Origin of the sequence: Ruminococcus flavefaciens 007c (genome assembly GCF_000571935.1) — a bacterium.
GTDB lineage: Bacteria > Bacillota > Clostridia > Oscillospirales > Ruminococcaceae > Ruminococcus > Ruminococcus flavefaciens_F.
This window is the reverse complement of sequence record NZ_ATAX01000028.1, coordinates 362163-377242: the sequence shown is the minus strand read 5'-3', so window position 1 is coordinate 377242 and position 15080 is coordinate 362163. Positions and strand designations below refer to the sequence as shown.

At 41.5% G+C, this 15080-nt stretch carries 13 protein-coding genes, 1 tRNA gene and 1 riboswitch; of the genes, 9 read left to right on the top strand and 5 right to left on the bottom strand.

All coding sequences use genetic code 11. The features are described from left to right. Positions 1 to 331 precede the first annotated feature (331 nt). Positions 332 to 407 (top strand) — tRNA-Thr (locus RF007C_RS12550). A gap of 333 nt (positions 408 to 740) precedes the next feature. On the opposite strand, the gene RF007C_RS12545 is transcribed toward RF007C_RS12550, so the two are convergent. Both RF007C_RS12545 and RF007C_RS12540 read right to left on the bottom strand, forming a co-directional pair. Continuing rightward, positions 741 to 1226, bottom strand: coding sequence for a hypothetical protein (locus RF007C_RS12545; protein WP_037300247.1), 486 nt, complete (start codon positions 1224 to 1226; stop codon positions 741 to 743). 514 nt (positions 1227 to 1740) lie between these two features. Continuing rightward, complete coding sequence (locus RF007C_RS12540) at positions 1741 to 2166, bottom strand: sporulation initiation factor Spo0A C-terminal domain-containing protein (RefSeq protein ID WP_037300245.1); 426 nt, start codon at positions 2164 to 2166, stop codon at positions 1741 to 1743. Between the two features lie 549 nt (positions 2167 to 2715). Then, a riboswitch (SAM riboswitch) is annotated at positions 2716 to 2816 on the top strand. Positions 2817 to 2906: 90 nt separating this feature from the next. On the opposite strand from RF007C_RS12540, the gene RF007C_RS12535 reads away from it, so the two are divergent. The 3 genes from RF007C_RS12535 to RF007C_RS12525 all read left to right on the top strand — a co-directional run bounded on the left by RF007C_RS12535 (position 2907) and on the right by RF007C_RS12525 (position 4153). Beyond that, positions 2907 to 3212, top strand: coding sequence for a hypothetical protein (locus RF007C_RS12535; RefSeq protein ID WP_037300244.1), 306 nt, complete (start codon positions 2907 to 2909; stop codon positions 3210 to 3212). A gap of 71 nt (positions 3213 to 3283) precedes the next feature. Next, positions 3284 to 3646 carry a hypothetical protein gene (locus tag RF007C_RS12530; RefSeq protein WP_037300243.1) on the top strand — a complete coding sequence of 121 codons (363 nt, stop codon included), beginning with the start codon at positions 3284 to 3286 and terminating at the stop codon, positions 3644 to 3646. Continuing rightward, positions 3647 to 4153, top strand: a complete 507-nt coding sequence (locus RF007C_RS12525; protein ID WP_037300241.1) for a hypothetical protein — start codon at positions 3647 to 3649, stop codon at positions 4151 to 4153. It begins immediately after the preceding gene. A gap of 137 nt (positions 4154 to 4290) precedes the next feature. Here RF007C_RS12525 and RF007C_RS12520 read toward each other — a convergent pair whose 3' ends face one another. The 3 genes from RF007C_RS12520 to RF007C_RS17780 are packed head-to-tail and all read right to left on the bottom strand — an operon-like array spanning position 4291 to position 5955. Further along, on the bottom strand, positions 4291 to 5172 hold the full coding sequence (locus RF007C_RS12520) for a class C sortase (RefSeq protein WP_037300236.1): 882 nt from the start codon (positions 5170 to 5172) through the stop codon (positions 4291 to 4293). Positions 5173 to 5191: 19 nt separating this feature from the next. Continuing rightward, the gene (lepB, locus tag RF007C_RS12515) at positions 5192 to 5776 is read right to left on the bottom strand and encodes a signal peptidase I (RefSeq protein WP_037300234.1); all 585 of its coding nucleotides are present in this window, start codon (positions 5774 to 5776) and stop codon (positions 5192 to 5194) included. A 2-nt stretch (positions 5777 to 5778) separates the two neighbouring features. Beyond that, entirely contained in the window at positions 5779 to 5955 is a 177-nt protein-coding gene (locus RF007C_RS17780) for a hypothetical protein (RefSeq protein ID WP_019679824.1), read from the bottom strand. Between the two features lie 518 nt (positions 5956 to 6473). Here RF007C_RS17780 and RF007C_RS12510 point away from each other — a divergent pair. The 5 genes from RF007C_RS12510 to RF007C_RS12490 all read left to right on the top strand — a co-directional run bounded on the left by RF007C_RS12510 (position 6474) and on the right by RF007C_RS12490 (position 15071). Next, positions 6474 to 6827, top strand: a complete 354-nt coding sequence (locus tag RF007C_RS12510) for a hypothetical protein (protein WP_037300231.1) — start codon at positions 6474 to 6476, stop codon at positions 6825 to 6827. 38 nt (positions 6828 to 6865) lie between these two features. Then, a complete protein-coding gene (gene lepB / locus RF007C_RS12505) occupies positions 6866 to 7438 on the top strand; it encodes a signal peptidase I (RefSeq protein WP_019679826.1) in 573 nt (190 codons plus the stop codon). 26 nt (positions 7439 to 7464) lie between these two features. Then, a complete protein-coding gene (locus tag RF007C_RS12500; RefSeq protein WP_037300228.1) occupies positions 7465 to 12228 on the top strand; it encodes a carbohydrate binding domain-containing protein in 4764 nt (1587 codons plus the stop codon). Positions 12229 to 12281: 53 nt separating this feature from the next. After that, positions 12282 to 14102 carry an isopeptide-forming domain-containing fimbrial protein gene (locus tag RF007C_RS12495; protein ID WP_161634891.1) on the top strand — a complete coding sequence of 607 codons (1821 nt, stop codon included), beginning with the start codon at positions 12282 to 12284 and terminating at the stop codon, positions 14100 to 14102. A 99-nt stretch (positions 14103 to 14201) separates the two neighbouring features. After that, the gene (locus RF007C_RS12490; RefSeq protein WP_019679829.1) at positions 14202 to 15071 is read left to right on the top strand and encodes a class C sortase; all 870 of its coding nucleotides are present in this window, start codon (positions 14202 to 14204) and stop codon (positions 15069 to 15071) included. Positions 15072 to 15080 lie beyond the last annotated feature (9 nt).

Below are 15080 nucleotides of genomic sequence, written 5' to 3'. Positions count from 1 at the left end.
TGTCAATAATGATCTCACTTATTTAACGCAATAGCTTTATTTATGGTGCTTATTTTACGAAAAACGCAGGCAAAACATCAAGATTTTAATTGTATATTATTTATAAAAATATATGGCAAGTGGTAATGAACGAGAACTATATTGTCGAAGTACATCTTCCCGTCGGACTGAAAACAGTCACTTGCTGCATAAAAACTGAAAGGTGAATGGTTATTATTAAAATGCTCCGCGCCTATTGACTTTTAAAGTGTTTTATTGTATAATAAAAATGTTGTGAAGCTTTTTTATGCGTGCATGGTTGCCGCTGACAGCTTAAAACAGAATAAAAATTGCTTGTGTAGCACAGTTGGTAGTGCAGCTCATTCGTAATGAGCAGGTCGCAGGTTCGAGTCCCGTCACAAGCTCCAACAGAGCAACGTAGAATAGGCACTTTCTCAATGTGAGAGAGTGCCTATTCTTTTAACTGAATACGTTTAGGGCACTATTACATAAAAAAGCAGGGACTTTCCCTGTTCGGAGAGTCCCTTTTTGTTATCCTGTTTTCTGTATATTATACTGTTATGCTGCTCCTTTGAATGTCTGTGCTGACAAATAAGAATATTGCCAGGAACATTTCGCAATCACGTAAAACCCCCTTTTCTATTGTACATAATTCGGGATTAACGCAACAAATACTCCCGTTTGTACCTCAAAATGGTATAATTGGGAGTATTTTACTGATTACCGGTTATTATGATAGATTAAAGCTTCATTGTACATGAACCCGGACAATCTATTAACTTATTAAGCAGTTTAGAGATTATTTCGTCCTTTTTATCTATCTGTTTTTCTCTGAATATCAAATGATCTTCAAGCATTCCAATTTGTTTCTGCAAGTGGCTCAGACGTTTTTCATAGTCAGCGCGTATTTCCTCATTCTTCACTACGAGAATACTTATCATTTCATTTTTATCATGTATCAGCGCTTTAAGGGCGGCAATATCATCAGAACCGCTATCATCGTTGAACATATCCAGAAGTACATCTGCAAGCGGAACAATAGTGCTCTGATACTTAAAGCTTCCGGGATCATTGTTTTCCGAGAATATTTTCTTGATAGTTGCTTCGGAAATATAACAATTATTCTTTTCAAGCATATCCATTATCTGTGAATTGGTCAGACCGTTATCTTTTTTTACCTTGCGAAGCCTCTCGACAGTATCACGTTTTAGTTTGTTGATTTCCAATGTGTTTACTCCTTTGATGATTCTGAAACTATTATTTATTAATTAGGGCCATTTTTCTTTTTGAAGAATATAAGGCTTATTATAACTATTAGAATATTTACTGCAACTACAATAATATACCAATATAAATTTACATTAGTAATTATGATACCATAAATAAGAGAAATTGTCAAATGAAAAGCCATAGAATTCTGAAAGCCGGCTCAGAATTACTATGGCTTTTTTTAGCACACACTGTTTAAAATATCGCAGAGCTTACAAATAACGAATTGCCAAAAAACAGTATTTTCGGCAAAACTCGTTGTTTCTTTTACAGTCCATATGATATAATGATTATTATGAAAGGAGCAGTTTATATGAACATTGATGCAATACTGCAAATTGTTGCTGCACATAATAAAACAACAGTCTCAGAAGTGTGCAGGGAAAGGGAGTTGATATGATTCAATATTATAAGGAAGGTGGGAATAATCGGAATATTATTGCCTGAAGCGACAGATAAGATCGTTATTACTTAAAGTTCATAACGTATTGACTCAACTGCCATTGAAAGGACTTCAGATATATATGGCTTGTCTACTTTATAATAAAAAACAGATTGAATACGTTGCGGATCATACTCATAAGCGGATTCTATTGCTTTTCTCATATTACGCTCGACAGCTTTTACATTTTTACCGTAATCCTTTGCGATTTTGGGATAGAGTTCCTTTGTCAGGGATTTTAGAAGATTCGGCGATTTTATAGCCATAAGTATTGCTTTTATAAGAAGATGATATCCGATTAAATTAGGACGTATTCCGAGTTTCTGAATAAACCTGATAACAGTTCTTTCCAGCTGATCTGTATGCATCTCTGTATTTTTTACAGACTGATCAGCTGGAAAAAGATATTTCCCTTTTTCTTCTTTTTCATTAATGATAGTATTAGTTGATAGCATATTGATTCTCCTTTTTTGTTCTTTTGGCTGTCGACTTTTTCTATTTATAATGATTCTGTGCTTAATGTCAAAGATATTGACAGAAAATGCTATAAAACAGAAAAAATCGATATTTTTAAACCTATTTACTACATATGCATTATATCATAAGGCTATTTTTATGACAAGTTTTTTTCGGTATAATTTGAGTATATTTTGGGGCTAATCTAAATATACCAAAAATGTACCACAAAGTGCTAAATGCAACGTAGAAATCTGAAAATATGATATAATATAATCATACCAAGGACAACAAGTCCAAAAAACTTTTGGAATAAGGTTATTATGAAAAATGATTTCTTGTCTTGCAATACTCACAATGTTTACTGTAATGGTATCATGCGGAAAAACTGACAACAGTAATTTTTGATAAGCATATTAATGAGTTGGTTGTGCTGACATTTTTTCTGTTTAAAAAAATTCCTGCTTAGAATAGCTTTCTAAGCGGGGCTTTGATTTGTTTCTGTGATAAAGCTCTTGACAAATATATATTACTATGCTATTATGAAATCACCATAAAGAGTACGTGAGGGACAAGCCCGTTGACCGTACAGCAACCTGCAAAAATGTAAGGTGCTAAAGCTTGAACGATGGGACGTGAATTATGTTTACATTGCGATCCTGTCGTTACGATGGGATCGCTTTTGTGCTCTTATGGAATAATTTACAAGGAGTGTATAATTACGCGTACAATCAGAGAAATGTTAGGAAATGACGAAAAGGTGTGGGTATACCTTGACAGACGAGAAATATGGGATATGTTTGTCAGAATGGCAGCAAAAGAGCGCTTCCGCTTCGGTGAACTTCCTGCAGAGAAATGGAAATTCAGTTATGTTGTATCCGTTCACAGCAGCGGTGATATGGGGCATCTTCCGCTGTTTGTGTGGTGCAGATCATTTGAAGCTGATACTGATAATTGTCCGAAAAAGGTCGATTTCAGAAAGTTTACTGAGAATGGAAACGATTATTATTGTCTTCAGTCTCGGTTTTATCGAATGACCTTTTGAACCGTTAACTGTAAATCATTGAAATTCATAGTAAATTATGTTATAATATATTATCAATGAAGAGGGGCGATATGAGAATAAAGAAATATTTCAGCGCAGCATTCGTTTTGCTTATATGTATTTTTTCGCTTACAGCCTGTGTTCCTTATAATCCCATGGTAATTACGATAGAGGAGCTTCCGACAGATACTGATGTATATATTCTGCTGAAACCTGATGCCGAATATTTAAAGGAGCGTTCCGATGATGACAGTATGAAAGGCACAGAGATATGGGAATACAACGCTGACGGTTGGGTACCGGCTTCATTGGCGGTGCGGGATGTACGCGAGAACCGTCCTGATACTGATGCGCAGGGATATAAGCTTGAAGTTTGCTACAAGCGCGGATACGGCTTTGATGAAGTAGCGGATTTCTGTGAGACTTTCAGGTAAATGCGCTTTGCTGTAGTTGATAAAAAAGGAAATGTTAAGAACGTTTCGCAGTCATACAGTCTGATACCGGAGGATAAATTCGGTTATCCGGATGAAATGATATATAATGCGAAAAACGACTCCGCAGAGATCAAGTATTATTACGAAAGAGAATACAAAGGCCTCACACCGTCGGGGTGGTGGTTTTCTGTGGCACAGCTTTCCTGGATCACCGATCTTGCGATCCTTATCCTGCTTGCTTTGTCACTGGCGAGACAGCGTTCAAGGTTCACAAAAGGAGAGCGGACAGCACTTATTCTGCTGAGCATACCTGCTGTTGCCAATATTGTATTTGCGATAATTCTCCTGAACGTGCCTTATCTTAATGTTGCTGAAAAACCGTCGGTATTGTCCGGCGTCAATGAAAAGGTCGGATGTAACCTGCCTTTTGCCGTTGTTTTTTTGGTGTTTATAATTACAGTCTGCGTACATCGCCATAACAGAAAAAATGAAAAAAAGACTGACTGAACTTGTGATTGAAAATGCTGTATTAAAAGACATGAAGCGGCTGCCGGAAAGAAAAAATATACTAAAGACAAACTGCCTGAGTAACGGCTCTGTACCGTTGCTCAGGCAGTATTTTTGTATTCGGAGTTCGTTCTGTATCAGGAGTTGTCGTTCTTTTTCAGTGGAATATCGTATATTTTCTCTTGTGAGAAGTTATGCGATCTGCGGAGCCTGCTCATGATCAGCCAGTATATGAGCAGTAATATCAGCACTGCTGCGACAATGGCAGAATATACTGTCAGATCGTCTACCTGTACGGCGTCGGCGGGGACTCTCACGTTATGGGGGTACACCGTATCAATCCTGTGGGCCCGGACAAGGAGCCTGTGTGTGTTTACTCCGTAGGGAGTGCATGTCATAAGCGTGACCAGATCCATATCGTCTGCAGCTGTCAGTTCGCTGCGATCGGTGGGGAGCACTATGTTTATTTGATCTACCTCGTAGGTAAGGACCTCGTCGAGTATGGTAAGGGTAAATACGTCGTCCTCGATGAGATTGTCGATATCTGTGAAGAGCTTTGCAGAGGGAAGTCCTCTGTGAGCTGAGATAACGGTGTGTCTGCCTTTACCTCCCGTAGGGAGCGATGAGCCCTGAAGATGGCCCACTGCTATATTCAGCACCTCGGGACTAGTACCGTGGTATATGGGCAGATATACGTTGATCTTGGGTATGGTTATATATCCCATTATGCCTGTTCCCGTGATATCGAGAGTATCGTCATAGCCTGATACCGAGTCGTATTCATCGTATGGTGCGGCAAGCTCCGAGAGCCTGTCGTTATACTTTTCTGCTTCCGCAAGGATGCGCTCCTTGTCGGAATCGTTCATATTCGCAACTGCATGGTCGTAGTTCGCAATAGCGCGGGACTGATAGCGGGAGTTCCACCAGTTGCTGAATGAAGGATAGGCTATAAGGCAGATCCCCGATACAAGTGTGATGACGAATATAACGGTCGTTATAACGTTTCGTCTTTTGCTCATGTTTATCGCCTCCCGATACCTACTTTACCCTGCCGGCGTCGCTGAGGGGGAGTATTCGCAGAGTGACTCTGCCTATAACGTTCTCCTCGGCAATGCAGCCGACTGCCGATGAACGGCTGTCAACGGAAAGTGCACGGTCGTCGCCCATGACGAAATACCTTCCTGTGGGTACTGTGTAAGGGAGGTTTATGTCACATTCGCCCTCGGCGGAGAGGAAAGCATAGGGCTCGTCCGAGGGCGAGCCGTTTACGTACACTTTCCCGTCTTCCTTTATGTCTATAATATCACCTGAAAGGCCTATCACACGTTTGATAAGTATTTTTTTATTGTGGTAGAAGGCTATGACGTCGCCGCGGTCTGCTTTTGAGGACTTGCTGCACATTATTATCTGATCCTCTGACAGTGTGGGCGCCATGCTCTTTCCTGTCACTCTCAGCACGGGGAATACCAGCACCGAAAGCAGTACCGTTGCGGCGGCTGCTGCAATGAGAGCGCCAATTGTGCTGAAAAGTGTTCTTACGTAGCGGCGTTTGTAGCGGATGCGGTCGAGTTCGTTTTTTAGCTGTTCGGCAGTGGGGATATCCATTATTCTGTTCTCGTCCATGTTCAGCCCTCTTCGCCTGCGGAGGCTGCCGGTCTGCTGACCGCTTCGCCTACGAGCTTATCGAGCCGTTCACGCAGTTCCTTGTTCTCTTCACTGAGTCTGTCCACTTCTTTTCTCATATAATAGAGCATTTCTATCAGCTCGCTCTTCTTTGATCTGCGGAGCTGTTTGTCGGTCATATCCATCTCTCCTATTTATACATAATGTAAAACTATACAGTAGTGATACAAAAGATATAATTAATTTTTGTTGATATATTCAAACTATATGGGGTGCGCAAAACGCCTGTCCGTACATATATTATACTGCTTTTTGCTGTTCTGAGTCAATCGAAAACGAGAAGAAAAAATCATGTCAGACCAATTTCGGCAATAAGCATAATGAATCCGCAGTTGTTTGTGCGAGTTGCACATACGGCCTTAAAACGTCGGTAAATTGGATTGAGCTGTGGCTGGATATTAATAAATGTAATATATCGGCGCTATTAGACAGAATGTATACGAGTGGAACTTTGTGGAACAGTGTGAAGATGTAATACGTTATATACAATTAAAAGAAGCAGCTTCTGTTTAAATAAACGAATTATTGGATAAATTGTAAATAATAACTAAATTTGATTGACAGCAAGATTGACTGATGGTATAATAATGTTGTCAAAAGAACAAACATATGATACAGTATTAAAATGGAGAGAAAAATGACTGACAAGGAATTCAGAAAGCTTAAAAGAAGTGATCTTATATCCATTATATATGAATATCAGAAACGACAGGATGAACTCGTTGAAGAAAACAAAGATCTTCGGGAACAGTTAGACTCAAAAAATCTTAAGATCAGTAATTCGGGTTCGATAGCAGAGGCTGTTGTCGGGCTCGATTTGCTTTTTGAAACGGCTCAGAAAACTGCCGATGATTATATCGAGCAGGTAAAGGCTGCGAATACGGAGCTTGAAAGAAGAGCCGAGGAAAGAGCCACAGAGATCATAGAAAATGCCAGAAAAGAAGCGGAGAAAATCTTGTCGGAAGCTAAGAGAAAGTCTCGCGGCAAATAACAGGCGGCTTATACATAATAAAGAAAGAAAGAGAAACTATGGCGGCTAATAAGAACAGCTCGGTCACGATGCCTTCCAGGGAACAGGTCGAGACAGAGCTAAGCAAGATAAAATACAAGAAAAAGTTCAGAAGCACGCTGTTCAGCACCATATCCATTCTTATAGTTGTGGCGGCGGCAGCGGTCCTGATATCAACATTATTCTTTCCCGTGGTACAGGTGTCGGGCACAAGCATGGAGCCCGCACTGAAGAATGGGGACGTACTTGTGCTCATAAAGTCTGATAACGTGTCAAGAGGAGATATGTGTTGCTTTGCGTGGCAGAACAAGACTCTTCTCAAACGTGTTGTCGGCTTGCCGGGCGATGTGATAAGGATAGACGAAGAGGGCAATGTGTTTGTCAATAACGAACAGCTCGATGAGCCTTATGTTGCCGAGAAAAGTCTCGGTATCTGCGAGATCGAGTTTCCTTATCTTGTGCCCGATAATAAGATCTTTATACTTGGCGATCAGCGCGGCTCGTCTGTGGACAGCAGGAGCAACGCTATCGGCTGCGTAGGAAAGGATCAGATCGTGGGCCGTGTCATTTTTAAGGTGTGGCCTCTGAAATAGTCACGAAAGGAGGACGGTGATATAGAATGAAAAACTATATCGACGGTTTTTATGAATTGATCCATAAAAACAGTCTCAAGCGACGGCGTATGATATCGCTGCTGCTTGTCCTTTCATTATTTGTATCAACAGGCGTCCTCTGGGAGCTTCGTGATACAGGTATTACAATGGTCAATGACGCTCAGTGCGGCCTGAAGGAGCATACTCATACCGATGCCTGCTATCAGGATGTCCTGATATGCGGACTGGAGGAAAATGAGGAGCATACCCATACTGCTGAATGCTATGAAAGGCGGCTTATCTGCGGATATAACGAGCATATCCACGATATGTCCTGCTATGGCATAGATGATGAGCTCATTGACGAAGAAACGGACGATGAGCTTTTTGCTCTTAGCGGTTCATACGGAGACAGTGGTGAAGAGACTGATGAGGAGTTCCTTGTTGCTGACCTGCCTGATCTCACACTCGGTAACGAGATTGAGCTGCTGGCATCTGAGAATGTACAGAATGCTCCGTATATCAATCCTGGTTTTAAGACGACGATCGATAATATTGCAGAGGGCATCAAATTCACACTATTTGATTACGGCGATTCAAATCTGGAGTCACAGACTAACAATTATGGCTTCGCAGAGGATTGGGGACAGGGTGGTTCTGTGGTTAGAGTGCCGTATGAGCATAACAACATTGCAACTTCAGGTATCAACACTGGCAGAAATCCTGTTGATGATATCATGTTCTTTGCTTACGGTACACCTATACCGGCGAACATTCAACCATCTACTGATTATGTTTTCTATAATTATATGGACGGTAATGTTCATAAGTACAATCCCGATAAAAACAGTTATTCGGGTGACTACAATTCTACTCCTCATTATTCAGGAAACAGATCTATTTCAGGTATCGTAAAGACTGAACTTGGGGAAGACGGATATCCGGTTATGAATAATGCCACTGGCAATTCGTTGGCTTATCTTTTTGCTCCGACTACAGATGTAACAGTTAACGGTCAGCCAGTAGATCAAAGTGAGTATAAGACAGTTTATGAGGATGTAAATCATCTGCTGCAGAGAAATACGGAAAATGATCATCTTTTCTTCAACAGTGATGATAATTATGCTTATTATGATAAGGATTCAGGCGATTTTATCATATATGACAAAACATATCCTGTAATAAACCCAGACCATCATAAAGACACAGATACCGATTATCATCATCTTGATGAAAATGGAGAACCTACTGAATACGACGACAACAAGCCGGAATTCAAGATTGGTTTCTTCCCGTTTGATGAATATGATCCTACAAGACGTGATCCTAACTATAACGGAAACGGCTATAATCATCACTTCGGTATGACTATGGAGGCAAAGTTCGTTAATCCTTCACCTGAAAATCTGGTGAACGGAGACCCTGTATCTTTCAAGTACAGCGGCGATGACGATATGTGGGTATTTGTTGACGGAAAACTGGTTCTCGATCTTGGCGGTATTCATGAGCCTGCGGGCGGTATGATCGATTTCACAAACGGTCTCGCTTGGACTCAGGATAACGAGCTCGGCAGAAGCATAAGTGATGTAATGTCAGATCTTATTTCTACTGAGGGCAATGGCATTAACAGCGAGGCTGATTTTAATAAACTTCCAATGCCCATCGGTTCTGATACCACTGGTTCGGGAAACAAGTGGATCGTTACACCGTTAACTCAGTACCTTGGCGATGACTGGGACGCACTTGTAGATGGTAAAAAGCCAACTCATGAGATCAAGATGTTCTATCTTGAGCGAGGCGGTTGTTATTCAAACCTTGCAATGGATATGAACCTTCCAACATTGAAGCCTCTGACAATTAAAAAGAATGTTGATTATCAGAAGCACCTGGTAAAGGATCCTTTGATCGATGATATGGAATACGGATTCCAGGTATGGGAATGGAAGGACAATGAGTGGATACAGCCTGATCTTCCAAATACAGATCATGGTTACTTCACTATTAAGGACGGAGAAAGAATGACATTCGAAGATCTTGAGCAGCACAGACAGTTCAAGATCACAGAGATCGGTGTTGATCCGAATATCTTTGATCAGGTATCGGTCAACGGTGGAACTCCGACAGAACTTAATCCGGGCGGAGGCGATGCGGATATCAGCTCAAACGAGGATCCGGTTGCGCTCAGCACAAACAATTCATACATATTCACTAACAGAGTTATTGAGGACGATCAGACCAAGCTTTTTATCAAGAAGAACTGGTCTGGAGGAACCAAACCTAACGGCTTTAAGATGAAGTACAAAATAATGCGTACCGATTCTGCTACGGGTGAAGTCAAACAGATCGCTCTGAAGTATAAAACAACAGATCCGGATACAAACCAAGAGGTCGAGAAGAAGAGAAGAACCTTTATACTTGAAAACGAAAGCGGTGAGGAGATAACAGGTCTGCTTACTCGTTACGGAAATCATGTATATTCCTACAGGATAGAGGAAGTCAATGCTCCTGAAGGCTTCAAGGCTTCGTATAAAGAGTCTGTTGACGAAAATGGCAGAAGGGTCTATGAGATCACAAATATCGATATAGCCAATACCGATATTTACGTTAAAAAGGAATGGGGAAATACTCCGCCAGACGGACAGCCTGCGGTAAAGCTCATCCTCAAGCGTGAAAAAGTTGGATATTTACCAAGTCAGCCAACCGATCTCAGGGTCAATATTGTCGATGAGGGCGGAAACCCCATAGTAAGCAAAACTTACACAAATCTTTATGCCAACGGAAGTGCGGAGATTTTCTATGATCTTCCCGAAGGCGTGGAATTGTACAAGGGTGATCCTGATTATCCGAGCAAACGTATTAAAGTACTTACCTGTACCAATACGGATCCCGATCACGAGCATATTGACAGCTGCTACAAGAACAACAATGCGGAAGTGCCTCTTAAAATACTTACCTGTACTAATACAGAGCCCGATCACGAGCACACCGACAGCTGCTACCAGAATAACAATAAGGCTAATGAGACTCTTTACGTTAAGTTTGAAGAGGACGAGTACATTCTTGTTGTACAGAATCTGGCGGCAAAGGAGGAAGCAGGTGATACTGAACCTGCAAATGAAGTGACCTTCAAAGTAACTTCGGATAACGCAGAGGACAGCCTGCTGCTTCTGCACCATTCATTCACAAGAGGAACGAATGGCTGGAGCGTGCAGAATGATGCTTCAAAGGGAACAAACGCCAAGGTAGAACCAAGCGGATACAATGCATATGCAAAGGGCGACGCTCTTCGTGTATACGACAGAACAAAGTCCTTCAACGGTGCAACACTGAAGCTTGATCCTGCAAAATTCAAAATGAACAAGACATATACTTTCAGTACTTACGTTTATTATGATGATACCAATAACACTAATGCTCCGGATTCGATTCAGTTTAATTTTACTTTTAATGACGGATTGAATAAGGAGAATAACGGAAGTTATCGTGGTATATCAAGTAAAACAGTACAGAAGGGACAATGGACTCAGCTTACGGGAACTATAACACTTCCTGAATCTATCGATCCGTACAATATGTTCATTATTGTTGAAACAGCAAATCCTGATCAAAACAACGAACATGGACAATATGAGGCTCCTCTGATTTCTCAATTCTATATGGATGAGTTTACTGCTATCGAAGGAAATACCCAAGTTGAAGTGGAAGAGGATACAGGAAGAGTTATTGTAAGCGGCGCGTCAGTGGCAAGTAATACGGAAATAACCAATGTCACTTTCAACAGTACAACTCTCCCTGACGGTTGGAGCAAAAATAATACTCTTAATTTGAGTGTAGCAGACGGAAGCCTTTTACTTTCTGAACGTCAAAGCAATAATGCAGGTATCCAAAGAAGTGTTAGTTCGATTCTTCAGGCGGGGCATAGTTATAGATTTGAAGTTGGATATCAGCATCATGATGGACAGAATGGTGCAGGAAATGCACACTTAACGCTATACTATCAAAATAATGGAGACCAGTATACCTGGGTTTGCAATACTAATATTCCAGATACTTCAGGTGATCACTTCAAGCATTATGATGCATCTCAAGTGGTTGATATACCTGCTGGTGCTAATATGAGTAATGCAAGAATTTATTTTGAAACTAATAATGATACAAAGCCGTACAGATTAAGATACCTGAGAATCTATGATGTAACAGAAACAACGACACCTGTTTCTGGCAATAAGGACGGTTATGAAATAATCAGCGGCAAATATTACTCAGATTACAGCAACTACGATCTGGATCTGGACGAAAACTCTGTAACCAATCCGCTTCATCTGGACGGTCAGTATACTCTTGATAGCGCTTTCTCAAAAGAGATCACACTTCCTACTCAGGGTACGCTTTATGACGACGGAACCGGAAAGATGATGGGTTATCATTGGGGTAAAGCTGATCTCGGCGAGCAGAGCGGCTATCTTTACAGATACTGGGTTGAGGAAGTTAAGATAGGAGATGATGACGTAGAAACCGACGTCGTACTGAACGGCGAAGAAAAGACCGTTGAAAGTACACATGATGACTACATCATATCCTACGACAGACAGTTCGTTGCGACGAATACAGAAGACTCACCGATACTTGTAAAGAACAAGTACATCTGGTACAAGCTCCCCGCAACGGGAGGACGAGGCACGACGGGTATATATATACTCGGAACAGTGCTGACAACAATCGGTATATTGAGCGGATGCACCGCATACAGGCGTAGAAGGAGGCGTGATCGAAATGGCTTCCTGAAATGAACATTCGCATCCGTACAATAAATAAATATAATATGAAAAATGGAGGAAATCTTATGAAAAACTATAAACGTTCATTAGCGATATTAACAGCAGCATTACTGGCTGCTACACCTTTGGCAGCTACAGGATTAACTGCTCTTGAAGCAGTTGCGGCTGACCTTTCTATTACTGATTCTGATAAGCAGGCCCATGATTACAATGCATATCAGATCATTAAGGGTACATTAGATAACGGCGAACTCAAGAATCTGTCATGGGGCGCTAATATAAACTCAGATGCTCTTGTTACAGCTTTAAATAATGCTGATAATCAGGCAGCAATAGGTATATCAGGTACAGTTGCAAACTCTGTAGATGCCGTTGCAAAGGTATTGTCAGAAATTGATAAAACTTCTGATGATTATCCTAAACAGATCGAGAAACTTGCAAAGATAATAGCTTCTTGCAAGACCGGAACAGCTACAGATCTGGATCAGGGAAATACAGATGCAACAGCAGATACATTCTCTGCTACTGGTCTGGATACAGGCTGGTACCTCATTCTTGATGAGACACCCGCTCCTCTTGCAACAGGTGACGCCACAACAGGAGTAAGAGTAAAGAGTGCTGATATCCTTAAGCTGACAGGAGATACCGAGATCAACGCAAAGCATTCACTTCCTACTCTTGAAAAGAAGATAGTTGAGAACTCTTCGGAAGTTGATGCCAATACTGCTGCTATCGGTGATGTTGTTACTTATGTCATCAAGACTAAAGTGCCCGATATTACCGGTTATGACAAGTATTTCTTCGTTGTGGATGATACACTTTCACCAGGCTTAACATATAATGGAGATATTGCTGTCACGATTAAACCTCAGACAGGTGATGCGGTTACTTTGACAAAGGATCCTGATACTACATATACAAATCCGTATAACGGTGATTACTATGTTGATCCGCCTACTTATAACGAATCAACAGGAACAGCTATTAAGGTTGTATTTGAAAATGCAATTGATGTATTCGATGATTATAAAGCCGGTGATGATATCACTATAACTTATACAGCTACTGTTAACAGCAATGCTGTAATAACAAACCAAGGTAACCCCAATACTGCTAAGCTTACTTATTCAAACGATCCTAATACAACCGGAAACGGCAAGGACGAAGGTCACCCTGATGAGCCCGGTTCAGGTGCTCCTACAGGTGAAACACCTTGGGATACAGTAAAAACCTTTACAACAGCTATCAAGATCAAGAAGGTAGATCAGGATGGAAATAAACTGACAGGTGCTAAGTTCAAGCTTGAATGCAATTCTCTTAATGAGGTAAAGGTTACATCCGGTTATAAATTTGTAGAAGACACAAACGGAGATTATTACCTGTTAAAGGACGGTTCGTATACTACAACTGAACCTACAGCCACAAATGCAGATCTTTATGATACTGCTGCATCAGGCAAGAAGTTCAAGAAGACCGAAGCAGAAGACACATATACCGAAAAAGCTACAGGTTCGCCATTAGCTGTTGAGGCATTAGTTGACAGCAACGGTTATATCACATTCACAGGACTTAAGGCCGGTGAGTATACTCTCACTGAGACACAGGCACCTAATGGATATAATGCTGGTACACCTATAACAATTACAATAAGTAATTCTGCTGCTCCTTCATTGGAGGGCGGTCCTAACTGGACATACTCAGGCGGAAAGAACTTTGATACAACAGATAATACATATCTTGTTGAAGTTGAAAACAGATACGGTGCTACACTTCCTTCAACCGGTGGTATCGGTACAAAGCTGTTCTACATCTTCGGAAGCCTGCTGGTAGTAGGTTCAGGCGTTCTCCTTATCACCAAGAAGAGAATGAATACAAAGGAAAACTAAAGGTATATACTGACTAATCAGATATCAACCGAATCATAACGTGCAGTGGAGGAGTTCTCCTCCGCTGCACAGTCTTATCAATATCTTAGGGAGCTGTCAATGAAGCGTTTTATTTTAAGATCGCTGCCCTTCGCCGCATTCCTGATCGGACTGTTCCTGCTGCTGTATCCCACTGTCAGCGAACATATAAACGCCCTGCATCAGTCAAGGGCGATACAATCCTATAACAAGATCGCTGATTCAATGGATGACGAGCAGCAGAAAGCAGTTTTCAGAAAGGCTGAGGAATACAATAAAAGAATAGCTTCCATAGAGGGAGTCCTGTTTCATCCCGAACTCGTAGCGGGCTATAATGAAACACTCGATATAACAGGCACAGGTATAATGGGTTACGTGACCATTGAGAAGATCAAGGTAGAGCTGCCTATCTATCACAGCGTCAATGATGACGTTCTTCAGATAGCAGCGGGCCATCTTCCCGGGACCAGCCTCCCTGTCGGAGGTGCTGGTACCCATTCGGTGCTGTCGGGACACAGAGGACTTCCGAGTGCAAGACTTTTTACAGATCTGGATAAAATGGAGCTGGGAGATGTGTTCTGCATCACGGTCCTGAACGAAGTTCTGACATATCAGGTGGACCAGATCAGAGTAGTAAAGCCCTATGAGGTGGATGATCTTGCAATAGATCCGAACAAGGACTATTGTACACTCTTCACCTGTACTCCCTACGGTATCAATTCCCACAGGCTTCTTGTGAGGGGAACGAGGATAGAAACCGAGGAGGAAATGAAAATTTATGTGGCAAACGATGGTATAATCGTCTCGCCGATAATAGTTGCGCCGGTCATCGCGGCGCCGATACTTCTGGTTCTGTTAATAATGCTTATGTTCGGCGGCAGAAACAGCAGGAGCACACGCAAAACTCCCACAGAGCCTGAAAGAACCGTATCCGATGATGATGAAAAATAAAGCGAAAGG

Excerpts from the sequence above, each read along its gene's own strand:
- RF007C_RS12540 (WP_037300245.1), bottom strand. The coding sequence starts at position 2,166 with ATGCTATCAACTAATACTATCATTAATGAAAAAGAAGAAAAAGGGAAA.
- RF007C_RS12535 (WP_037300244.1), top strand. The coding sequence starts at position 2,907 with ATGTTAGGAAATGACGAAAAGGTGTGGGTATACCTTGACAGACGAGAA.
- RF007C_RS12530 (WP_037300243.1), top strand. The coding sequence starts at position 3,284 with ATGAGAATAAAGAAATATTTCAGCGCAGCATTCGTTTTGCTTATATGT.
- RF007C_RS12525 (WP_037300241.1), top strand. The coding sequence starts at position 3,647 with ATGCGCTTTGCTGTAGTTGATAAAAAAGGAAATGTTAAGAACGTTTCG.
- RF007C_RS12520 (WP_037300236.1), bottom strand. The coding sequence starts at position 5,172 with ATGAGCAAAAGACGAAACGTTATAACGACCGTTATATTCGTCATCACA.
- lepB (WP_037300234.1), bottom strand. The coding sequence starts at position 5,776 with ATGGACGAGAACAGAATAATGGATATCCCCACTGCCGAACAGCTAAAA.
- RF007C_RS17780 (WP_019679824.1), bottom strand. The coding sequence starts at position 5,955 with ATGACCGACAAACAGCTCCGCAGATCAAAGAAGAGCGAGCTGATAGAA.
- RF007C_RS12510 (WP_037300231.1), top strand. The coding sequence starts at position 6,474 with ATGACTGACAAGGAATTCAGAAAGCTTAAAAGAAGTGATCTTATATCC.
- lepB (WP_019679826.1), top strand. The coding sequence starts at position 6,866 with ATGGCGGCTAATAAGAACAGCTCGGTCACGATGCCTTCCAGGGAACAG.
- RF007C_RS12500 (WP_037300228.1), top strand. The coding sequence starts at position 7,465 with ATGAAAAACTATATCGACGGTTTTTATGAATTGATCCATAAAAACAGT.
- RF007C_RS12495 (WP_161634891.1), top strand. The coding sequence starts at position 12,282 with ATGAAAAACTATAAACGTTCATTAGCGATATTAACAGCAGCATTACTG.
- RF007C_RS12490 (WP_019679829.1), top strand. The coding sequence starts at position 14,202 with ATGAAGCGTTTTATTTTAAGATCGCTGCCCTTCGCCGCATTCCTGATC.